Source organism: Streptomyces globisporus C-1027 (assembly GCF_000261345.2).
GTDB lineage: Bacteria > Actinomycetota > Actinomycetes > Streptomycetales > Streptomycetaceae > Streptomyces > Streptomyces pakalii.
Genome location: NZ_CP013738.1, coordinates 3,798,643 through 3,818,698, shown reverse-complemented (window position 1 = coordinate 3,818,698; position 20,056 = coordinate 3,798,643). Strand labels below are relative to the sequence as shown.

Genomic DNA, 20,056 nt, shown 5'->3' with positions numbered 1-20,056 from the left:
CCTCACCCGCTGGCCAAACCGCGGAAGCAGCCTCCGGGATCGGGCCAACGCGCCTCCTCCCGCCTGACCGCGACCAACAACCACGTCGCTCTGACTGCTGGGGGCAGCACCGCCCAGCCGCGCGGCCGCATCTACGCAGTTACTGAGGTTGAACTTGTGGTGTCGTAGGGGCTGACGGCTCCTCGCCGGTGCGGTATCACCGGGGCATGCGGTATCCACAAGGGGGCGGGCTGACCGCCGAGCGGCAGCAGTTCCGCGAGGAGTTACGACTGAAGGCTGCCGAGAGGTTCGCCCAGGGCGAGGCGAGCTCGGTGATCGCCAGGGACCTGCGGGTCAGCGTCCGCTCGGTGCAGCGGTGGCGGCGGATGTGGGACGAGGGCGGGCCGCGGGCTCTGCGGTCACAGGGCCCGGCATCGCTGCCGAGGCTGAGCGAGAAGCAGTTCGCCCAGTTGGAGGCGGAGCTGGCCAAGGGACCGGCCGCGCATGGCTGGGAAGACCAGCGCTGGACCCTGAGCCGTGTGAAGACGGTGATCGGCCGACGCTTCCACCTGACCTACACGATCCAGGGCGTGCGCAAGCTCCTGGTGCGCAACGGCTGGTCCTGTCAGGTCCCGGCCCGACGCGCCATCGAGCGGGACGACGAGGCGGTGGCCGGGTGGGTCAAGGAGGTGTGGCCGTGCGCGGAAGACTCGCGGCGGCCCGTGGAGCCTGGCTCGTCTTCGAGGACGAAGCCGGTTTCTCCATGACGCCGCCGCAGGCCAGGACCTGGGCCCAGCGCGGCCGGACCCCGGTGGTGCGTGTCCGCGGCCGTTCCCGCAGACGCATCTCCATCGCCGCGCTGACCTGCTACAAGCCCGGCCACCGGTCCCGGCTGATCTACCGGCCACGCCGGGACGACGACCGACGCGACAGTCGCAAGAGCTTCTCCTGGCGCGACTACCGGGACCTGCTGATCGCCGCCCACCAGCAGCTCGGCGGGCCGATCGTGCTCATCTGGGACAACCTGAACGTCCACAAAGCCGCCGGGCTGCGGGAGTTCGCCGCCTCCCGGGACTGGCTGACGATCTACTACCTGCCGCCCTACGCACCCGACCTCAACCCCGTCGAAGGGATCTGGTCCCTCTTACGACGCGGCTGGCTCTCCAACGTCGCCTTCTCCACCCCCGAACACCTCGTCCAGCGCATCCGACACGGCCTACGCCACATCCAATACCGCAGCCACCTCATAGACGGCTGCCTCGCCGAGACCGGCCTGACCATCAGACCCACCTGAGCAACCCAGCGACATCACGAGTTCAACCTCAGTAGGCTGGAGTTCAGTTCCACCCCTTGTACGCGGTGCAACACGTATCTGCTCCGCGTACGGGCCAACTCATGGGTGTGTGAGGGTTGCCGACTGCATGAGTGGGCCGAGCGGAAGACCGCGTTGGTGCAGCGCCTTCGTGAAACGTCAGCGACCAAGGAGAAGGCATTTGCGTCCCTTAAGGAAGAGCGCGCAAGACTGAAGCGTCGGTACCAGGCAGCCGACAAACGGGCCAAGAACACCAGAGCCACAGGAGCCCAGCGCGGGGCAGCAGCTCTGGAATCGCGCCTGGTCCAAACGGTGCTGCGAGCGGCAGATGGCCGCGCTTAAGGTCATGTAGGGAACGGTCTCAGAATCGTCCAAAGTCGAGCAGTGCCGGCAGCCAGGTGCTGTGGATGGACTGGTGCCGTGAGCACTGTCGCGCAGGGCAACCAAGGTTGGCGGATCGTGCTGCTCCCCAAGGGGTGGCTCACGTCTGTAGCGGTCAACGCGTCGCTCGATGAGCAGGATGCACGATGCGCGGCAGCAGTCGGGCTGGTTGACGGCGGGCATGACTGCATCTCTTGCGGGTTCGCTTTCCCCTGCTTGGCGCCGCCAAATGCCGGGCCCCTGTGGCGGCGGGTTTCGTGACGGGTATCGATGCGACATGGGCCGAGGTCTACGATCAGATCGGACGTGCTGATGGGCGGGCGGGCTGACGATAGGGCAGCTGCGCGCTGGAGATGCGAGGGGGTCGCCTTGGCCACGTTGGGTCATATGAAGGAGCGCACAGTCGGCTTCTATGAAGTTGTTGTGGTCCAAGACGGAGTGGCCAAACGAGCCGCGAACCGGATGGATTGGGACGGCGCGCTTTCCGACGTTGCTCGGGCAGATGTTGCGTCTCGATCCTTCGAGGGCGACTCGCACATGGTAGGGACTGTCGCCACTTACGACATGCAGGACCACTTGCTGCTGCACCGAGTGAAGGATGCGGGTGAGTGGCTGTCGGTGGTGAACTGGGACACGGGTGATCTGCGAGAACTGGAACAGTCCGCGCAGGAGGGATACGTGGACACTTCGGTGATCTGCTTCCTTCCCTTCGGGAACGTCATTGGGATCATGCAGGGCGGCGTATCTGCTCCTAGTCACAAGGCCCTGGAAACCTGGCTGAACGGGATCCAGCTGTTCCCTGGCTTCCAGCTGCAGGTTCGGCCGGTCGTCGCGCATGCGGAGATGGAGCGGTTGAAGACCGCTTCTGGCGCCAGTCGCGTCGAAGTCAAGATCATGGCCAACAAGATGGGCGCCTTGCAGGAGCGCCGGGGCGGACTTGCGCGCACACTTCGTGTGGCGGGCGAGGCGTACGGGGAGATCAGCGTGACGATGATTATTTCCGTTCCGAAGAAGAAGGAACTTCGGGAGCACCGCGAGCACCTCCTCGCTGATCTTGAGGAAATCTCGGACGTGGTCACTGGAGCCGAGCGGGCGCGCGCGCGGCTGGTCTACTCAGATCCGGGCGGGCCGGAGCACACTCGCCTCGTTGAACTGGTCGAACACAGCATCACTGCTAAGAAGCGCGTGCCAGCCACTGATGGTGAGGGCAACTCGATCCGGATCGTGTCAGCGGTAGATGCGATCCTGGCAGCAGCCATCGAGCACGAGGACGCCCTGCGGCTGGCGGTCGATGCAGGGGACTCGTGACCTGGGCGATGAACTGGGGGGCACGTGAGTGTGCGTACGAGCATCGAAGATCGCTGGGCCGCCTACCTCTGGATCGACTACCTCCTCGCAGCTCTGGCCGTCGGAGTTCACATCTTCGTCATACGAAGTACGGGGTCGTCGGATTGGCTCTCGTGGATTGACTCGGGGCAGCGCACCGATCTGTACGCTACGGCCGCTGGCGTGGTGTCAGCCATCGGCGGTCTGAGTGCTATCGCAGTCTCGCTCTACACCGCCGCCAACGGTGAACGGCTGCGGGCGGTGCGCGCACAACACCACGAGGAGCTGAGGCGCAGCTGGCGCAGTTTGATCCAGAGCACTGCGCTCTGCTGTCTGTTGTTGTTGATCTCCCTGGCGCTTGACAGAGAGACGGATCCTCTTTCCTGCCGCTTTTTGTTCGAGTACACCATGGTGTTTGCTTCGCTTCGCTTCATGCGGCTGGTCTGGTTGTTCGATCGCATGATGCAGGTTTCAGACGCGGACCTGGTCCGCGAAGAGCAAACGACAACTCCTGTTAGGGACCCTGCCTGGCTGCGTCGGCGGGAACGGGCCCGGCGCTGAAGGTACATGTACCCGGGCGTGCGGTAGTGGCTAGCTGTGAATCCTCGGTGATTACCTAGCTGGAGGCGGCTGGGGGGCGCACCGTACAGCGATGGGGCGGCTATGCAGTCCCGATCTCGGTTCCCACGAGTAGCGACAGCCACATGCTGTGGCACCCCTGCCCGATTGTGATGGGTCCCGACCAACTGCTGGCAGCCTGCCAGCCGCTGCTCTGTGCTTGGTGACGGCATCGGTCAAAGGAGCGGTTTTTCGACCCACAAGTGCTTGTCGCCACGGGCGTGGTGGCGGGGACAGACGTAGCGACTGACCGGAGGGCCGGCCTACTGGGACTGCCTTCTGAGGCGGGGTGTCGCTCGTTGAGGTGTGGGAAGAAGCCGGAGCTCGGCGAAGCGCCAGGGGACCTTCGCGGCGGTGACGAAAGCGGCGGGTCCTTCTGGGAGATGCGTGAGGACGCCCAGGAAGAGGGTGTGGGAGACGGCCAGGAGGGGGCCGTGGCGTTGGGCGGTGTGGTGGAGGAATGTGGCGCAGTGGCGGGCGCGGGTGTGGAGGTCGGTGAGGCTTTCGCCGTCTTCGCAGCGTAGTGACGGGTGGGCGAGGCGCCGGGCTCGCCAGGCGCGATAGGCGGGCGGGTAGGTCTCGGCGCTGCGGCCGAGGACGATGCTCGGGGCGCGCCACTCGGCGAGGAGGCCGGAGGTGGCCACGATCGGCAGGCCCGTGAGATGCGAGACGAGGGTGGCGGTCTGGCGGGCACGGGGGATGGGACTGGTGACGATCGCGGTGATGCCGTTGGGGAGAGGGAGGGAGCGGTGTACCTGGTCGCGGCCCTCCTGCGTGAGGGTGGCTTCGTGTGGGGCGTGGTAGCCGGGGCGGTGGCCTTCGTAGGCGCCGTGGCGCATGAGCCAGATGTCAGCCAAGGATCCAGCCTCCGTCGACGCGCAGGGTCTGGCCGGTGATGAAGCCGGCGTCCTCGGTGGCGAGGAAGGCGACGGCCGCGGCGATGTCTTCCGGTCGGCCCCGCCGTTGGACGCACTGGCGGGCGAGCTGGCGGGCGGTCATGGCCTCTGGATCGTCGACGACTGCGTCTTCGGCGGGGACGCGGATGGAGCCGGGAGCGACGCAGTTCGCGGTGACGCCGTCTGGGCCGAGTTCGCGGGCGAGGGCCCGGGTGAGTCCTTCGAGGCCGGCTTTGGCACTGATGTAGCCGGCGAGCTCGTGGCGGCCTGCAGTGGCGAGGACGGAGCCGATCGTGATGACTCGGCCCCAGCCAGCGGCCGTCATCCCGGCGGTGAGTTCGTGGGCGAGGAGATAGTGGCTGGTCAGGTTGGTGGCCAGGGTGTCTTCCCAGTGGGTCGGTGTCGTCTCCGGCCACGATTGGCGCGGGTAGGCACCGGCGTTGCTGACCAGGATGTCCACCGGGCCCAGCGCCTCTTGGGCCCGACGGCACAGGGACCGTACGGCCTCGGCGTCCCGAAGGTCTGCCGATAGGGAAAAGCAAGGGGGCAGGGAGGCTGAGAGCTCTCCTGCCGTCCGGTCGTCGTCGAAGTGGGCGAGCGCGATAGCGGCGCCGTCGGCTGCGAGGCGGCGGGCGATGGCCGTGCCGAGGCCGCCGGTCGCTCCGGTGACCAAGGCGGTGCGGCCGTTCAGGGGGCCGGGCATGACGACTCCAGGGGGCAGAAGTAGGTGGCGGGGTCGAAGGCGGGGCTCATCGCTTCGGCGAGCCGGGCGAGGAGAATGAGCCGGTCCGCTGGGGCCAGGTCGGCGAGGTTGTAGATGCCGAGGATGCGCATGGCCAAGTAGGGGCGGAGAAGGTTCGCCAGGTCCGCACCGGGCCAGAGACGGTCGGCGACCGGCCGTACGAGCTGGGTCCAGTAAGTGGTCACGGCGGCCCGCCGAGGAGCCGCGAGACGTGGGACGTAGTTGATGTGGAGAGTGCTCGTGGTGTGCTCGATGTCCGCTCGTCGGATCTCGGGGGTGTTGTCCGGGACGCGGGCGAACGTGGCGGGGTGGTCGGCGAAGGCCACCGGGTTGTACGTGGGCACGAGCCAGCCGCCGAGGGCGGAGGCGTACCAGAGGAAGTTGGCGAACTCACCGGGGATGCTGTTCATCCCGGCGGTGTCGTAGTCGAACCAGGCGAGCGGGTGGGCGAGGTTGACGTCGGTGGGGTCGCCCTGGGTGAGGGCCGCCCAGACCGGCTCAGTCGCGGCGAAATGAGCCCGGAGCCAGCGGAGGGTGGCAACCCAGTCCAGGTGGTGCCGAAGGCCGTTGATGTTCAGGGTGTAGGTGTCGAGGCGGGAGACCGGTACGTCGACGAGGTCGTCGGCGATCAAGAAGTCTCTGCCGCCGTAGTACTCGTCGAGTCGGCCGCCGGGGGCCGCACGGTCCCAGTACAGCTTGCGTACCACGCGTGTCGGGTCGGTGGGCCTCGCCGTCGCGAGGATGGCCTTGTGGTACGCGGCGGTGAGTTGATCCATGTAGGCGCGGAGGTCTCTGCTCGGCTCGTTGGCGTTGAAGAGATCGAGCAGGAGCCCGTGATCGGTGCCGCCGGGCAGACGTTCGTACGCGAGGAGCCGCCCGCCCGGCACACGCAGGTGGGCGTGGAGGGTGGGCGCCCGGTAGTGCTGGGCCAGGCGTGCGTGTCCGCGAACCTCGGCTCGGCTTCCCACCGGGTCGCGCGTGTACTTCAGGAGCAACGGGCGGCCGAGTAGGTCGACTGGACAGAGCAGGTTGCGAGTGAAGCGCCGCACCGGGCCGAGACGCAGAGGGCTGCGGAGGGTCATGGCCGCACCCCGTTGAGCAGATCGAGGCACACTCGGGCCAGTTCGGCGGGCGGGAAGGCGTCCATGTGAATGTCGACGTCCGGGGGAATGGCGTCTCGGACAGGGCAGAGGTCGCCCTGGTGCATGCGGTCGGACAGGTCGGTGGCGGTGGCGTGGTGGTGGGGGAGCCCGGTGCGCCACTTGCTGTGGCTGTGGCGCGCGTACAAGCCGATGACGGGTCTCTCGGGACTGCGCGTCATCGCGGCGAGGTGGGTGAGGCCGGTGTCATTGCCGACGATCAGGTCGCAGTGCGGGAAGAGATCGGCGAGCTGTTCGGCCGGCACCCCGTCCAGGTGGAGCACCTGAACGTGGCGCCGAGGGGCCTCTGCGCTGACGCGGAAGCCGTCTTCCGCGTTGCCGCCGATGAGCAGCAGCCGGGCCTGTGCTTGCTGGGCTTCGGCGATCTGCTCGGCGAGGGCGATGTACCGCTGGGCGGTGTAGTCCTTGCGCTCCGGCCAGCTGGTGGCGGTGATGGCGGCGATGGTCAGGCCGCCCAGCCAGCCCACCGATCGCAGCTCCTCCACGAGATCATTCGGGCCGGTCACGAGGGTCGGCGCGAAGGGAGCCGTGCCGGGGAGGCGGATACCGAGGCGGCGTTCCAGTGCCAGGTAATGGCGGGCCGGCAGGTCCGGGTGGGCGCGGCCGTCGCTCGACCAGCAGGGCGGGGCCGCTGGATCGAGTACCACGCTCAGCACAGCCTCGGAGCCGTGCGCCTCGATCCCCGCGCGGTCTCCGATCACGGCGCGTCGACCGTGGGGCGTGGTGACTGGGCGGTGAGCGATCAGCCCGGTCCGGGCGATCGGCCCCGCGTACGGCCCCACCGCCCGGACAGACGTGCGAACCGACCGCAGCCGCAGCCAGTCGAGCACCGCGCGGACCCCCGACAGAGCGAGGAGGGTGTCTCCGAGCTTCCCCTCGAAGGCCACCACGACCTCGCCGCACCCGCTCAGGCGGTGGACGAACTCGGCGGAGGCAGTCAGCGGGAGCGGGGCGCCGAGGGGGACGCTGCCACGGTCGTAGCCCAGCGGGGTGGTGTGGACGGCCCCGGCGGGGACGACCACGGAGCCGTGGTGGAACCGGACCCTTGGCGGGGCGACCGCGCTCATGCCGGGCCCTCGATCGTGGTGAGCGCGACCAGCGGCAGCTCCAGCTCGTCGAGCAGGGCGCGGGCTCCGCGCGTGGTGTCCTCCACCAGGCAGGCCGCCGCCAGCGGGACGGCGCCGGCCTCGCGGAGGCGGCGGGTGAGGTCGGCCAGGGTCCGACCGGTGGTGATCTCGTCGTCCACGATGACGATGCGCTGTCCCGGAGCGATGCCGTAGGCGAAGACGTCGGTGCGCATGGCGTGCGGCTCGCTGAAGCGGACCGCGCCGTCCAGGGGGAGGTGCAGCTTCCAGGCGATCTTGTACGGGAGGCGGGCGGCGTCGGCCAGGGAGACGGTCGGGAGGATGCCGCCCGCGTCCAAGCCCAGGAGGAAGTCCACGGGGCCGGCCCCGTCCGGCAGTTGCTTCTGGAGCAGACGCCACAGATCGGCCCCCGTGCTGGCGAGGGTGTCGGGATGCACGGGGCTTTCCAGGCCGTCCAAAGAGTGGATGACACGCTCGCGGCGGCTGGTGGCTCCGACGCTGAGCCGCTCGACGATTCGGGCGGAGAAGGGCGGCACGGTGAGGGTTTCGGGCATGACGAAGCTCCTGTCGGTGGAGAGGGGAGAAGGAGAGGTGCTTGGTTCAGGCAGCGAGCTGGAGGGCGTACCAGGTGAGGAGCTGGTCGACCGACGCGGTGACGGGCTTGAGGACGAGCTCGGTGTCACCGTCACGCCAAGCGTTCGCGACCTCGGCCAGAGGAGGGACCGTGAGGGCCGTAAGACCCGGCATGCGGGAGGCGGCGGCGAGGATCCGGTCGGGGCCGGACTCCCACTGGTTGTGCTCGCGCAGGAGAAGGCGGCAGGCGAGCACGAGGTGCTTGTAGAGCTGCCGCAGGGCGGTCGCCCCCTCCGCAGTGCGCAGGCGGCGCATGGTGAGCATGACCTGGGGCAGTTCGCGGACGGCGGCGAACGCGAGCTCGTCCCGGCTGATCGTCGGGAGTGCGAGGTCGGATGCCGCATGCAGGACGGGGCTTCCCTGCTGGAGCTGGTGAAGGACGAAGGCCAGGCGCGGAGTGAGGCGTCGGGCGGTCAGTTCTCCGGGCGTGACGAGGGTGGGGCCCAGAGAGGCCGCATTGCCGAGGGCTGTCCGGTACTGCTCCAGGGCCTCATGGATCTCGCCGATGACCTCGTGCTCGGCGATCACCATGAGGTCCAGGTCGGACCAGCCGGCGATCCAGGTTCCCTCTCCGGGGCTTCCGGTCAGGGCGACGAGCCGGACGCCGGATCCGTATGCCCGCACCGTGTCGGTGAAGTCGGCCGTCGCCGACGCGACTGCTGCCGGAAGACCGAGCCCGTACGGGGTGGCCACGCGCAGCGCAGTCGTGGAGGGCGGGGAGGCGATGCGCCGGAGGCGGGCGCGAAGGGCTGCGATGCTGCCGGTGTTGTCGATGACGTGGTCGGCCAGAGCGGCGACCTGATGGGCGCCGCGGCTCATCTTGATCTCGTCCTTCGCGGCGACGGCCTGGGCCGGAGTGCCCGACCGCTCGACGCGTACGGCGAAGGAGGCGTCCAGGTAGACGATCTGGAGCGTGTCGCCCATGAGCTGCTTGAGCTCGGCGATCGAGGCATCGTCGTGGACGGACTCGATGGTGAACAGCTTCGTGTCGACGTGGGCGTCCGCAAAGCGGTTCAGCTCGCCGAGGAGCAGTTCGGCCTGCCGACGGGCCGAGAGCGCGTACGGGTCCGCGAGCCCTTCCCGGTGGGCTGCCTGCCGTAACAGGAAGCCGATCTTGAGACGTTGGGCGCCGCAGGTCCGCTGGACGAACTGCGCGCTGGTGCTCTTCCCGCACTCGCTCAGCCCGCCGAAGGCGAGCACCTGGCGCAGATGCCGACTCGGCTTGATCTCCGCCGGAGCGACGTCCTCCCGCCCGTACAGCTTGAAGCGGGCCGGCACGGGGAGCCGACGACGGCCTGCGACGACATCGGATACCAGCGCGTCGAGGGCGGCGCACAGCTCCTCACGTTGCCCGTGAAGGGCCGGGACACGTCGACGGGCCAGCTCATCGCGGCCCGCCGCACGCTCGCTGTGCCAGATCCGCAGCGTCAGCACCGACATGCGGTCCACGACGGAGGCGAGCGTCTCGGTGTGCAGCGGCACATCGGCACGGCCCGCGTCCGCCAGCGAGCCGAGCACTTCGTCAGCGCGCTCGGCGAGGGCGTTGCGTTCGGCGTTGAGCTGGTCGATCTCTCGCTTGCAGTCGGCGACCTGGGCGGCGGAGAGCAAGGCGCTGCGCACTCGGTTCTCGGTGTCCCACAGACGCCCGTTGACGGTGTGGAGCCGGGTGACGGTGTCGTCCAGACGCTGCCGGTCCTTGTCCTGGAGGGTGGCCATGGCGCGGGTGAGCCCCGGAGGCAGCACCAGGGGCGGGGAGTTCTGAGTCATCGGGGACTCCCGTCGGTGAGTGGAGTGAGGCCAAGGTGATCGAGTACGTCGCTGTGCACGTCGTCCAGGGAGCGGTTCTCGCAGTCCACGACGGCGGCGTACGTGCCGTGGCCGGCCTGGTGAAGCAGAACAGCGTGCAGCGTCTTCTGATAGGCCGGGTAGATCCCGGTCCACGGGCGGCCCTCGCGGGCGCTGGTGATGGCGTAACTGCGCTCGGCGTCGAAGGACGCGAGCAGCAGCACCGAGGTCTCCGATGCGGTGGCGCGCGAACCCGCGATATCCGTCACGGTCTTGAACGCCTCGCCCACCGTCAGCCCGTCCTTGACCACGCATGTCGCGGTGGCCACAGCGAGGAGCATGGGCAGGCCACGGTCCAGCAGTGCCGTACGACCGGGCTCGCGTGCGGCGGCCCGCTTGGCGTGACCGACGAGCAGCATCTCCGTCAGCTCGACCGTCGTGGACGTCTCGAACCACCACCGGGCGTAGTCGCCGGCCGCTGCTCGCGCCCACGGCTCGGGGTCGTGCTCGTGGACGGCTCCCAACGCTTGGAAGACGTGTCGGCGCGCGGCCAGCCGATCGAGGTGAGTCGTCTTGCCGACGTTGTCAGGGCCGTTGAGGCTGATGAAGTCCGGTAACCGCTCCACCGCTCATGCCTCGCGGATCGGTGTGTCGAGGACGGAGGTGATCGCGTGGGTGTTCGTGGCGATGAACTCGGCCAGCTCAGGCGGCATCAGGTTCAGCTCACGGACGGCCTGGGCGGTGAAGGGCACCCGGACCACCTCGTACCCGCCCCGCTCCGGCTTGTCGAACTCGGTGCCCGTCCGCGCGGCCAGGTCCATCGACTCCAGGCGCGCCGCGAAGATGTGCTGGACTCCGACGCCTCCCTCCAGCGCATCGGTGATGAGGTGGACGAGCTCGGCGCGTTCCAGCTTGCCGCCCAGCTCCTCGAACACCTCCCGGTGCAGAGCCGCCTCGATGGTCGCATCCTCTTCCTCGACTCCTCCGCCGACGGACACCCAGTACGGCTCCCTGCCGGGCTTGGTGCGCTTGATGAGGACCAGTTCGTCGCCGTCGAGAAGGATGGCGCGGGCGTTGCGCTTGACGATGTCGGTCATGCCGTTTGCTCCTTGGGTGTGTGACCGGAGAGAACGGGCGGAGGGGCGCTTTTCGGCTGTGGCCACTTTCCCCGGTTCGTGAATACAGCATGGTGCAAACTGATCGCTGAGTGTGACGCACGGGTGCTGCAGCAATGCCGCAGTAATGCCGAACAGGACTGCCCGCACAGGGTGCTTCGGCATTTCACCAGGTGACGGACGGGGGGTACGACGGTGGTGACTGTGCAGAGATGGTCCGGGCGCGAAGCACGGCTGCTGCGCGAAGCCCTTCGCATGAGCCTGCGTGACTTCGCCGCCTACCTCGGCGTCAGCGACCGCACCGTGTCGAACTGGGAGGGCGGCGGCGCGGGTTACCAGCCGCGTGCCGAGTCCCAGGCTGTGCTTGACACCGCGCTCGACCATGCGTCGGGCGAAGCGCAGACGCGGTTCGCGGCGGCGCTGGGAACAAACGGCGCTGCGCCACCCGTGACAGGCCGAATCGAAGTCGACTCCCACAAGTTCCTGCCAGTTTTCATCGGCGTCGAGCGCGCCGGCCGCCTCCGTGCACACATGAGACCGAGTGCGCACGGCGAGTGGCTGGAGTCCTCCTCGGCCCACGTCGACCACCCCGAGGCACAGGAGTGCGTCCTTCACGTCTTCGCGTGCGGGGTGGCCGTCTTTCACCTCGTTCAGCCGCACCAGCCTGCCGCGCTCACCGACCTTGCGGTCTGGCGGTACCGCTCCTACGCCTCCGACCTGCCCTGGGCAAGAGACAAGCTCCGCGACCTCCTGGACGAGGAACCCGCCCGCGTCCCCAACCCCGAGTACGTCCTCTCCCTCTACTGGCTCACCTCGGGCCCCTGGTCCGGCGACGCCCACGACACCGCCCTGCGCCTCCTGTCCACGCCCTCTGTCCTGGTCGACCGCGGCGCCCCGGACGGCCCCGCTCCTCTGGGCGGTGCGGTCGAGGAGTCTCTCCTCGCCACCGGCTTCGACCACCCCGACATCGTGTCCTTCGGCGTACGGGGTGTCTCCACCGCCTACGCGGGCTGGTCCGGCGTCGCCTACGCCTCGCACTCCCGCGAGCGCAGCCTCACGATCGACGAGTTGGTCACCTGCGAACTGACCGTCCAAGCCCTCTGGTGCTTCACCCGCCAGGTGCAGCAGATGATCGAGGACGGCCAGGACCCCTCCATGCCCGAGCAGTACGGCTGGCGCTTCCTGCGTGCTGCCTCCTCCCGGCTCACCACCGCCCGAGCCCAGGAGACCGCTCAACACGTTCTGATGCGTGAGGCCATCATGAAGACCAGCGGGCTGGCCGAACGGCTGCGCGCAGCGCAGGACGCTCTGAGAGAGGGCGTCGGGTGAGAACACAGGGCAGGAGAAGCAACGAATGGACATCGGCAGCGCCGCACTGGTTGTGATCGACATGCAGAACGGCTTCGTGAACGAGCGAAGCCGCCACGCCGTGCCCGCGGTCTCCGATCTCGTCGCCCAGTGGACCGGCGCCGGCCGACCCGTGATCTTCACTCGGTACTTCAACTACCCGGACAGCCCGTACGAGCGCTTCTTCCAGTGGCGCCGCCTCCAAGAACCACCGGAGACCGACATCGTCCCCGAACTCGCGGAGGCGGCAGCCCGCGCGCACGCGGTCGTCGACAAGACCGGCTACACACTCTTCACTCCCCAGGCAGCCGAACTGGTCCGCGGAGGCGGCTGGACCGACCTCGTCTTCTGCGGGATCGCTACCGAGAGCTGCGTCCTGAAGTCCGCGGCCGACGCCTTCGAACACGGTCACGCACCCTGGATCGTCACCGACGCCTGCGCCAGCGACGCGGGCCCTGACGTGCACGACGCCGGGCTCGTCGTCGCACGCCGTCTGATCGGAACCGGCCAACTTGTCACCACGGACCACGTGGCCGGCCAACTCGCCGCGTACGCAGGGGCCCCGGTGCTGGAATAGCCCCATGGGCGACACGCTGTACGACACCGATCTGCTCATCATCGGCGGCGGACCCGCCGGGTGCGCTGCCGCACGTATGGCTGCCAGCGTCGGCATGCGCTCGATCCTGGTGGAGCCGGACCGGCTGTGCCGGAACCTGTACCGGATCTCGGCCTTGAACAACGTCCTCGGCGGCTACACCGGCGGCCCCGAGCTGGCCGACGCCATCGTCGCCGAGCTGAAGAACACCGAGCTGTGCCGCCTCGAACTCGGTCGGTACGTCACCGAGCTCCGCGCCGACGACGACCAGATGACCGCCACCTTGGACACGGGCGCTTCCCTCACAGCCCCATACGCCATCGTCGCCACGGGCGTCGGCCCTCTCCAGCCCAGCGACGCGACCTGGATCACCGCCCCCGCCGGCCTGACCCTGCCCGCGCTCTGGCAGGCCAACGCCGACGACGCCCACAGCCGGACCCTCCTCGTCCTCGGCGGCGACCGCTCTATTGGCACCTTCCTGCGCGCCCACCCGACCACGGAAACGCGCCTTCTGGTGGCGTACCCAGCGGCGGACGAGTACAAGATCGACGAGATCCGCGAGGACTCCCGGGTCACGCTCCTCCTCGTCGATCACTTGACGCTGCACGGTGGGGAAGGCGCCCAGCTGTCGGCCGAGGCAGTGGCAAGGGACGGTACCCACCGTACGATCACGGCGGACGCGGCCTTCCTCAGTCTGGGAAGCGCCCCCGCAGCCCCACCCGGAGACCTGATCCGTGGCACGGACGGATACTGCCCGCCCACCGACCAGCACCCCCGCGTCATTGTGGCCGGCGACCTCCGCTCCGCCCGCTTCCAACGGATCATGACCGCCCTGGGCTCCGGCAGCGAGGCGGCGCTGCACGCGTACTACGCGGCCAGGGACCTGCCCATCAAGGGGTGAGGCCGCGGCGTCGTGCGTCAAGGGATGGCTCTTGGAGGGAAAGCCCCTGTGACCAGCAAGACAGAAGTGGCGGTCGCTGCTGCCATCGTCGCTCGGGGTGCGCGCGTTCTGCTCGTACAACGACGCGTGACGGAAGGCGCCCTCTCGTGGCAGTTCCCGGCGGGGAAGATCGAATCCGGCGAAACACCCGAAGAAGCCGCTGTACGTGAGACCCAAGAAGAGACCGGACTACGGGTGGCCCCACAGAAGTCGCTGGGACACAGAGTGCACCCGCTGACGGGCCGGGAGATCCACTACATCGCATGTCGGTCCGTCGGGGACGAGGCGACTGTTGCGAGCGTTGGTGAAGTGGCCGACACGGTCTGGGTCACGCTCGGTGAGATTCCTCAGTACGTGCCGTACGGGCTGTTCGAGCCGGTGCAGCGCTACCTCGACGCTGCCCTGCCGAGCTAGCTTCCGTGAAACGCCACGAGTGTGGGGCTGATGCGGCAGGGCTGGAACGTGCGGTTCAGCGTCGCCGTGGGGAGCCATTCAGCGGCATGATTTCGCTCCGAGGCGCTGGCTCGGGTGCGGCGACCGGGCGCTTCCCGTAAGTGGGCGGGACCTGGAGGTTCCGAGGGTCAACAGGAAGATCGGCTGACCTCCGTAGCCGCCACACGAGTACGTCACTCATGTGCGCCGCCGTGCCCAGTTCCCTTCGGGCCGCTGCCTCGGTGAGCAGAGTGGTGGGGTTGTGCCCGGCTGCCTGGACTTCGTCGAGAGTGGCGACGAGGGCGTGCCAGCCGGGTTCGGCGATGATCCGGTCGGCCAATTCGGGCAGGGCTTTCCGTACGAGGGCGGCATGGCGGTGTTGCCGGGAGGGAGCCATGCGTACGCCTCGCTGGTGAAGGGCCGCCAGCGGGCGCTCGGCGGCGGTCCGGTAAGCCATGCGGAGATGTTCAGCAGCTCGGTGCGCGGCTTCGGCCTGCTGGGCATGCTGCTTCCCGGCGTGCCAGTGAGCGGCGGCAGAGACCAGGAAGATGAGCATGTCGATGGCCATCGCGGTGGCGGCGCCGTCCTCGCCTTGGCCGAGGGCCGGGCCGCTCTGCACGAGGTCACGGGCGGCTCGGCGCAGGGCGTGGTCGTGGCCGCGTGCGGCACGTACGTGAGAGCGGGAGGCGCGCTCGAACGCGGCTGCTGCGGCTTGGAGTTCGTGGCGGGTGTGGGCCGCAGACGTCTGGGCGAGGGTGTCGAGCACTTCCCCGGTGGCGGCGATTTGAGCGGCGACGACGCCGTTCTCGCCGTGGTCGACGACGAACAGGGCCTGCCAGGCGGCGCTGGTGACGCGACGGCGTGCGAACGCAGGTCCGGTCACCGGCGGCAGGGTCGGCTGCTGGGCGGGGCGGTCAGGGTTCCCGTCCCAGCGTTCGCGGATACGGGGCAGGGAAAGATCCGGGGCGAGCTTGGAGCCGGAGTAGAAGACCGGCTGGCCTTTGGCGTTGCGGTCGCCGGGGAGGGCGACGGTGTAGCCGAGGGTGTCGCCCGACGGTGCGACACGGCGTCGCACGAGCAGGCCGGCCCCGGCGAGGCGGTCGAAGAACTCCTCCTCGCTTCCGGCGCCGGCCACCGAGCGTCGGACCGCCTCCCGCAGTTCCTCGCGCGGGGTGCGTTGTCGACCTCGGCGTTCGGCCTTATGGCGTTCGGCGCTGGTGGGTCGCTTGGCGGCGGTGCCATCGCCCGGAGTGACCCGGCGCAAGCCGTAGTCCGTCTCGATGAGGCGGGCCTCGGCCTGAGCGCGGCGGGCTTCGTTGTGCAGGCGGGGCCGTCGCCCGTCGTCGCGGACCAGGGTGGCGATGATGTGGATGTGGTCGTCGGCGTGCCGGACGGCCGCCCACCGGCAGGCGGCGTCGTCGCCCTCGGGGGCGATGCCGGTGGCGGCGACTACGCGGCGGGCGATGGCTGCCCAAGCATCGTCGGGCAGAACCGGGTCTTCAGGGCTGGCGCGTACGGACAGGTGCCACACGTGCTTGTCAGGGCGTCGGCCGGCGGGCAGGGCGTTGACGGGCTGGTCGAGCAGCCGCTGCAGCTGCCCGTAGGTGGCCTGCGGATCGCGGCCCGGGTCGGGCATGAGCGGGTCGAAGGCCGCCACGAGGTGTGGGTCGATGTGCTCCTCGTGGGTGCCGGGGCCGTACAGGTACCGGATGAGGCCGACCGTCGCGCTGCCGCGCTTGTGGATTCGAGGGATCATGCCGGGCAGCCACCGTCCCGGTGGGCGAGCAGGGTGTCGGCGGCGTCTTCCATCCGGCGGGCTGCGTTCAGGACGGCCTGGGCAGCGGCGTCGAGGTGGGGTGCGTCGGCGCCGGAGTTGAGTGCCTTGGCGACCTGATTGAACAGGCCATGAATCCGACCCAGGTGCCGGCGGGCGGCGAACACCTCATCGAGGACTTCCCGCTCGGTGGCGATCTCGGCCGCGGTGCGGGACAGGTCGCGGGCGGCCTTGTCGACTGCGTAGGCGAGGAAGGCGGCGTTGGTCATCTGGCACTGGGAGGCTGCATCGGTGAAGCGCTGGTACTCGGCGTCGTTCATGCGGCAGCTGGGCTGGTGCAGACGCTTGCGGGGCTTCGGCTGACGGGCGCGCTGACGCCGCCGCGAAAGGGCCTCGGCCTGCCGTCCCCCTCCTGGCTGCGGTCCGCCCTCGGTCGCAGCCTGCCGGTCCGGCACCCCCTGGCGCAGGGCCGGTCCCGCCACCCCTGGGGCGGGAATTCCGGGAGCATTGCTCCCGGGACAACTTGCTCCGCCTTCTGCTGGGGTGGTGGTCGGCTGCTGTTGGCATGTGGCGGGTTCGTGATGGGGGTCGCGCACGGGATCTCCGTCTCAGGTCACCGCTGGGGTGAGTCGTTGCGTCTTGGGTCAGGAATCTGCGTGTGCGGTCCCGATCCGAGACTTGAACTCGCGGACGACACGGCCTACGACGTTGCTGGAGACGCTGTAGCCGGCGTCGCGCACGGCGTCCTCCACACGGTCGCGTCCGACGCTGCCGGTCTCCTCGTACACGCGGCGGGCGGACGCGAGGATGACTTCGTCGGAAGCGCTGGGCTTGCGCACGGACCGCTTCGGCTTCGGCGTCTGGTGCTTGGCCGATGGGGTGAGTGAGGTGCTGCCCGTAGGAGGCGGAGCGGCGTCTTGCGGGCGCGACACCTGGTGCGAGCGGGCGGCCGTTTTCGGGCTGGAGTGGTCGGTGGGATTGGGGCAGGCGCCCGGGTCGGGCGCCCCGTCGACCGGATCTGACGGGTGCGGGCGGGCGTGGTCTTCTGCCCGCCCGTCGCGGTCTGCCCGATCGTGGTCGGTCGCTTGCCCGTCGGCCTCTGCCCGGGAGGATCCGGGCTGCGCAGTGGACAGGTCGAGGGGCTGCCCGACGGGCAGGCTCCAGCGCTCGGGCAGATCGACGGTGGCCAGCGCCGCTGCTTGACGGCGGGTGGCGAGCTGCCGCAGCAGCTGTTCGTTCCGGAACGGGTCGGCATCGACGCCGGAGCGGGCGAGCGCCTTGGCAAGCCGACGTATGGTGCGGCGGCCTGCCCGTCCGGTCCGCTGTTCGGGAGTTATCTCGGCGAGGCGAGTAGCCAGGGCGACGGCCCGCTGCGTGGCCCGATCGCGGATAATCTCGGCCGCGCCCTGGTCCTGCTCGAAGACCCCCAGCCGGGCGAGCAGCCGCTCGCGGGCCTGCCGAGTGAGTACAGCGCCGAACCCGTGGGAGGTGGCGTCGGGAGTGCGCTGGCGGAGTTCGATGCCCATGGCCAGGTGCCACAGCACGGCCGCCATCACCGGGCCGGTGAAGGCGCGTACGGTGCCGCCGACCGGGCCGGACTCGGCGTAGGCGGGAATGGTCTGCATGGCGGTGATCACCCAGACCAGGACTCCGGGCAGGCCGGCCGTCTGCCGTGGACCATGCAGGTTCTGCCGGGCCATCAGTGCCATCGAGAATAGGGCGAGTTCTGCGGCGGAGAACATCGTTGTGCGCTCGGCGGTGTTGCGCATGTCGAGGTAGTGGGCGGCGAACCGCCAGCTGGTGTCCGCGCTGTAGGCCGTGCACACGAGCGCCGCCACGGTGGCGGTGACGACGGCAGCCGAGGGCCGCCGCTTCCGATCATGGGGGAGGCGTTGGCCGCGTCGGGCCCTCAGGCCCACGAGCAGTGCACCGGCGGCAACCGCCAAGACGGCGGCGGGCAGGAGCGGGCTGTCGGCGTACGGGAAGGGGGCGGTGGCGAGTGTTTCGGGTATGGCGGGCGGCATGCGCGGATCTACTCCGGGGGAAGGGAGGGGAGACGACCACGGCGTTCACGGAGGGGGCGTACACGCGGGCCCCCTTCTAAAGGGGGGCCCGCGCGTGATCGCTTAGGCACGTGTACGGCGTGTACGGGCGCGTGATCGCTCTACCTGCGGTTTTTCGGTGACCGTGTGCCCTGTGAGCGGTTCACGGGGGTGCATGGGCGTGGAGGCCGCGTGCACGGTCCCGTGAACGCTTCGAGAGAGTTGGCGAGGAGGTCAGCCGACGGCGGTGAGGTGGCGGGCGGAGGCGTAGTAGCGGGCCTGCTGGCCGCCTCCGGCCCCGCCGGCGATGCCGTCGGTCTTGGTGGCCAGGCCGCTGTCGACGAGGCGGCCGAGGTGGCGTCGGGCCTTCTCGATGTCGGCGCGGTCGGGTTCGCCTCCGCCGATGAGGACGGCGGCCAGGTCGCGTGCGGTCAGCCCGTTGGGGGCGTTGCGCAGCAGGACGGCGGGGTCCTTGGTGGGGTCGACGATGGTGGTGCCGCGCACATGGTCGTGCGTGACGTCCAGGGGGCCGACCTCGCCGGTAGGGGTCTTGAGGTGGTGCAGTGTGACCGCGGGGTCGCCGGCCCGACCGCTCACGAACAGGACACTGCCCGCGCCGGCGGTGATCCAGGTGGAGCCGTAGACCTGGTCCAGGCTGGGGCGTTGTCCACGTGGAGCGTCCGCGGTTGCCTTGCGCTGGTGATGCAGCTCCAGGATCTCCACGCCGTTGCGCAGGGCGCGCATGCGGGCGTTGTGGAAGGCGACCGCGAGACTGTCGTCGACCATCGTGCTGACCGCGTCCTTGAGGCTGTCGACCACGATCGTGTCGGCCTGGTGGGCGGCGGCGAGATCGGCGAGGAGGTCGGGCTCCTTGTCGAGGGTCGCGGGCAGCGGGCCCTGCCAGACCACGAGCCGCTCGCGCAGGATCTTCTCGTCGGTCGAGAAAACGCGGCGGACCATGGCCTTGGCGATCTGCTTGGGGCGGTCCATCGCCAGGTAGAGCACGCGTCGGCTCGGGGCGACGGGCATCTCCAGGACGGTCTCCTGGAGACCGAGGCGAGCGAAGATCACTTGATGGGCCAGCGTGGTCTTGCCGACGCCCGGAGCGCCGACGATCATCAGGCTCTCGCCCGGTGCCCAGACGGTCTTCTCACGCGTACCCCACAAGGGCTCGGCGTCCGCCCCGCTCTCCTTGACGAATGACCACCCATCTGTGGCGAAGCGGGACAACCGGCCTTGCCCCGAGGCGAGCGCACGCTCACGCTCTGCGCGCGCTTCCGCTTCGACTTCGCTGCGGATCGCATCGGGATCGGCGCCGGGTTCCCGGGCCCGCTGAAGGGTTCGTACCGCCGAGGTCACCAGGCGGCGAAGGTCGGCCTTCGAGCGGACGATCTCCGCGTGGTACTCGGCGCTGCTGGTGCCGTAGGGGGCGTTGGCGAGCTGAGACAGGTAGGTGTGGCCACCCACGCGCTGTAGGTCCCCTTGCTGCTGGAGCAGCTCGGTGAGAACGATCGGGTCGGTGGGCTTGTCCTCGCGGTGCTGAGTGAGGAGCGCGCGCCAGATGGTCTCGTGCGCGGGCCGGTAGAAGGCGTCGTCGCCGAGGATGGGCCTGACCGCGGCGATGACGCCGGGTTCGTGCATGCAGGCGCCGAGGACCGCGCACTCGGCGTCCAGGTTGAACGGATGCTCCATCGGGGTGGAGCCTTCGTCGAAGCGGGATGGCGTCTGGGAGGGCAGGGTCGTACCCTGGTTCACGGAGCTCCTCACCCGGCAGGCCATATGGGGCGGCAACCCCGGCCTCCGGTTTCGATCGTTCAGGGATGGATGGTTGTGCGGTGGAGCCTCTACTTCGGCCCCGGTGTTCGTAGCACCGGGGCCGCTTGCGTGTGCGGTT

19 protein-coding genes are annotated in these 20,056 nt (G+C 69.3%); 7 read left to right on the top strand and 12 right to left on the bottom strand.

The window, feature by feature from the left end; translation table 11 throughout:
• The first annotated feature begins 206 nt into the window (after nucleotides 1-206).
• The 3 genes from WQO_RS37465 to WQO_RS16540 all read left to right on the top strand — a co-directional run bounded on the left by WQO_RS37465 (nucleotide 207) and on the right by WQO_RS16540 (nucleotide 3,559).
• Nucleotides 207-1,273, top strand: a protein-coding gene (locus WQO_RS37465) for an IS630 family transposase (RefSeq protein ID WP_470433552.1) whose coding sequence is annotated in 2 segments (ribosomal slippage) — nucleotides 207-650 and nucleotides 653-1,273 — 1,065 coding nt in all. Because the reading frame shifts where the segments join, the coding sequence is not laid out codon by codon here.
• Nucleotides 1,274-2,059: 786 nt separating this feature from the next.
• Entirely contained in the window at nucleotides 2,060-2,980 is a 921-nt protein-coding gene (locus WQO_RS16545; RefSeq protein ID WP_032747500.1) for a hypothetical protein, read from the top strand.
• A gap of 30 nt (nucleotides 2,981-3,010) precedes the next feature.
• On the top strand, nucleotides 3,011-3,559 hold the full coding sequence (locus WQO_RS16540) for a hypothetical protein (protein ID WP_010056484.1): 549 nt from the start codon (nucleotides 3,011-3,013) through the stop codon (nucleotides 3,557-3,559).
• 320 nt (nucleotides 3,560-3,879) lie between these two features.
• Here WQO_RS16540 and WQO_RS16535 read toward each other — a convergent pair whose 3' ends face one another.
• Genes WQO_RS16535 through WQO_RS16500 form a run of 8 tightly spaced genes read right to left on the bottom strand, consistent with a single transcriptional unit; the run spans nucleotide 3,880 to nucleotide 11,014 of the window.
• Nucleotides 3,880-4,473, bottom strand: a complete 594-nt coding sequence (locus WQO_RS16535; RefSeq protein ID WP_010056483.1) for a histidine phosphatase family protein — start codon at nucleotides 4,471-4,473, stop codon at nucleotides 3,880-3,882.
• Complete coding sequence (locus WQO_RS16530) at nucleotides 4,466-5,215, bottom strand: SDR family NAD(P)-dependent oxidoreductase (protein WP_010056482.1); 750 nt, start codon at nucleotides 5,213-5,215, stop codon at nucleotides 4,466-4,468. The genes WQO_RS16535 and WQO_RS16530 overlap by 8 nt, the downstream gene beginning before the upstream one ends.
• Nucleotides 5,200-6,336: a hypothetical protein gene (locus tag WQO_RS16525; RefSeq protein WP_029181905.1), complete on the bottom strand. Its 1,137-nt coding sequence runs from the start codon at nucleotides 6,334-6,336 to the stop codon at nucleotides 5,200-5,202. The genes WQO_RS16530 and WQO_RS16525 overlap by 16 nt, the downstream gene beginning before the upstream one ends.
• A complete protein-coding gene (locus WQO_RS16520; protein ID WP_010056479.1) occupies nucleotides 6,333-7,481 on the bottom strand; it encodes a glycosyltransferase family 9 protein in 1,149 nt (382 codons plus the stop codon). The genes WQO_RS16525 and WQO_RS16520 overlap by 4 nt, the downstream gene beginning before the upstream one ends.
• The gene (locus WQO_RS16515; protein ID WP_010056478.1) at nucleotides 7,478-8,053 is read right to left on the bottom strand and encodes a phosphoribosyltransferase family protein; all 576 of its coding nucleotides are present in this window, start codon (nucleotides 8,051-8,053) and stop codon (nucleotides 7,478-7,480) included. The genes WQO_RS16520 and WQO_RS16515 overlap by 4 nt, the downstream gene beginning before the upstream one ends.
• Before the next feature lie 46 nt (nucleotides 8,054-8,099).
• Nucleotides 8,100-9,899, bottom strand: a complete 1,800-nt coding sequence (locus WQO_RS16510; RefSeq protein ID WP_010056477.1) for a DUF4254 domain-containing protein — start codon at nucleotides 9,897-9,899, stop codon at nucleotides 8,100-8,102.
• A complete protein-coding gene (locus tag WQO_RS16505) occupies nucleotides 9,896-10,543 on the bottom strand; it encodes a hypothetical protein (RefSeq protein WP_010056476.1) in 648 nt (215 codons plus the stop codon). Before WQO_RS16505 ends, WQO_RS16510 begins: the two co-directional genes overlap by 4 nt.
• 3 nt (nucleotides 10,544-10,546) lie before the next feature.
• The gene (locus tag WQO_RS16500) at nucleotides 10,547-11,014 is read right to left on the bottom strand and encodes an NUDIX hydrolase (RefSeq protein ID WP_010056475.1); all 468 of its coding nucleotides are present in this window, start codon (nucleotides 11,012-11,014) and stop codon (nucleotides 10,547-10,549) included.
• Nucleotides 11,015-11,227: 213 nt separating this feature from the next.
• On the opposite strand from WQO_RS16500, the gene WQO_RS16495 reads away from it, so the two are divergent.
• From WQO_RS16495 to WQO_RS16480, 4 genes are read left to right on the top strand one after another with little or no spacing between them, the layout of a single operon-like run.
• Entirely contained in the window at nucleotides 11,228-12,361 is a 1,134-nt protein-coding gene (locus tag WQO_RS16495) for a helix-turn-helix domain-containing protein (RefSeq protein WP_029181904.1), read from the top strand.
• 25 nt (nucleotides 12,362-12,386) lie between these two features.
• Nucleotides 12,387-12,956 (top strand): cysteine hydrolase family protein, encoded by a 570-nt coding sequence (locus tag WQO_RS16490; protein ID WP_010056473.1) that lies wholly within the window; start codon nucleotides 12,387-12,389, stop codon nucleotides 12,954-12,956.
• Nucleotides 12,957-12,960: 4 nt separating this feature from the next.
• Entirely contained in the window at nucleotides 12,961-13,875 is a 915-nt protein-coding gene (locus WQO_RS16485; RefSeq protein ID WP_010056472.1) for an FAD-dependent oxidoreductase, read from the top strand.
• A 48-nt stretch (nucleotides 13,876-13,923) separates the two neighbouring features.
• Entirely contained in the window at nucleotides 13,924-14,328 is a 405-nt protein-coding gene (locus tag WQO_RS16480) for an NUDIX hydrolase (RefSeq protein WP_029181903.1), read from the top strand.
• Between the two features lie 55 nt (nucleotides 14,329-14,383).
• Here the strand turns inward: WQO_RS16480 and WQO_RS16475 are convergent, their stop codons facing one another.
• The 4 genes from WQO_RS16475 to WQO_RS16460 form a co-directional block, all read right to left on the bottom strand.
• Complete coding sequence (locus WQO_RS16475; protein WP_010056468.1) at nucleotides 14,384-16,102, bottom strand: relaxase/mobilization nuclease domain-containing protein; 1,719 nt, start codon at nucleotides 16,100-16,102, stop codon at nucleotides 14,384-14,386.
• On the bottom strand, nucleotides 16,099-16,440 hold the full coding sequence (locus WQO_RS16470) for a hypothetical protein (protein WP_010056467.1): 342 nt from the start codon (nucleotides 16,438-16,440) through the stop codon (nucleotides 16,099-16,101). Before WQO_RS16470 ends, WQO_RS16475 begins: the two co-directional genes overlap by 4 nt.
• Nucleotides 16,441-16,764: 324 nt before the next feature.
• Nucleotides 16,765-18,144 (bottom strand): hypothetical protein, encoded by a 1,380-nt coding sequence (locus tag WQO_RS16465; RefSeq protein ID WP_010056466.1) that lies wholly within the window; start codon nucleotides 18,142-18,144, stop codon nucleotides 16,765-16,767.
• Between the two features lie 252 nt (nucleotides 18,145-18,396).
• Nucleotides 18,397-19,917 carry a DnaB-like helicase N-terminal domain-containing protein gene (locus tag WQO_RS16460; RefSeq protein ID WP_010056465.1) on the bottom strand — a complete coding sequence of 507 codons (1,521 nt, stop codon included), beginning with the start codon at nucleotides 19,915-19,917 and terminating at the stop codon, nucleotides 18,397-18,399.
• Between the last annotated feature and the right edge of the window lie 139 nt (nucleotides 19,918-20,056).

Bases quoted from the DNA above. Each gene is read 5' to 3' on its own strand.
- WQO_RS16545 (WP_032747500.1), top strand. From the start codon at position 2,060: ATGAAGGAGCGCACAGTCGGCTTCTATGAAGTTGTTGTGGTCCAAGAC.
- WQO_RS16530 (WP_010056482.1), bottom strand. From the start codon at position 5,215: ATGCCCGGCCCCCTGAACGGCCGCACCGCCTTGGTCACCGGAGCGACC.
- WQO_RS16525 (WP_029181905.1), bottom strand. From the start codon at position 6,336: ATGACCCTCCGCAGCCCTCTGCGTCTCGGCCCGGTGCGGCGCTTCACT.
- WQO_RS16520 (WP_010056479.1), bottom strand. From the start codon at position 7,481: ATGAGCGCGGTCGCCCCGCCAAGGGTCCGGTTCCACCACGGCTCCGTG.
- WQO_RS16515 (WP_010056478.1), bottom strand. From the start codon at position 8,053: ATGCCCGAAACCCTCACCGTGCCGCCCTTCTCCGCCCGAATCGTCGAG.
- WQO_RS16510 (WP_010056477.1), bottom strand. From the start codon at position 9,899: ATGACTCAGAACTCCCCGCCCCTGGTGCTGCCTCCGGGGCTCACCCGC.
- WQO_RS16500 (WP_010056475.1), bottom strand. From the start codon at position 11,014: ATGACCGACATCGTCAAGCGCAACGCCCGCGCCATCCTTCTCGACGGC.
- WQO_RS16490 (WP_010056473.1), top strand. From the start codon at position 12,387: ATGGACATCGGCAGCGCCGCACTGGTTGTGATCGACATGCAGAACGGC.
- WQO_RS16485 (WP_010056472.1), top strand. From the start codon at position 12,961: ATGGGCGACACGCTGTACGACACCGATCTGCTCATCATCGGCGGCGGA.
- WQO_RS16475 (WP_010056468.1), bottom strand. From the start codon at position 16,102: ATGATCCCTCGAATCCACAAGCGCGGCAGCGCGACGGTCGGCCTCATC.
- WQO_RS16470 (WP_010056467.1), bottom strand. From the start codon at position 16,440: ATGAACGACGCCGAGTACCAGCGCTTCACCGATGCAGCCTCCCAGTGC.
- WQO_RS16465 (WP_010056466.1), bottom strand. From the start codon at position 18,144: ATGCCGCCCGCCATACCCGAAACACTCGCCACCGCCCCCTTCCCGTAC.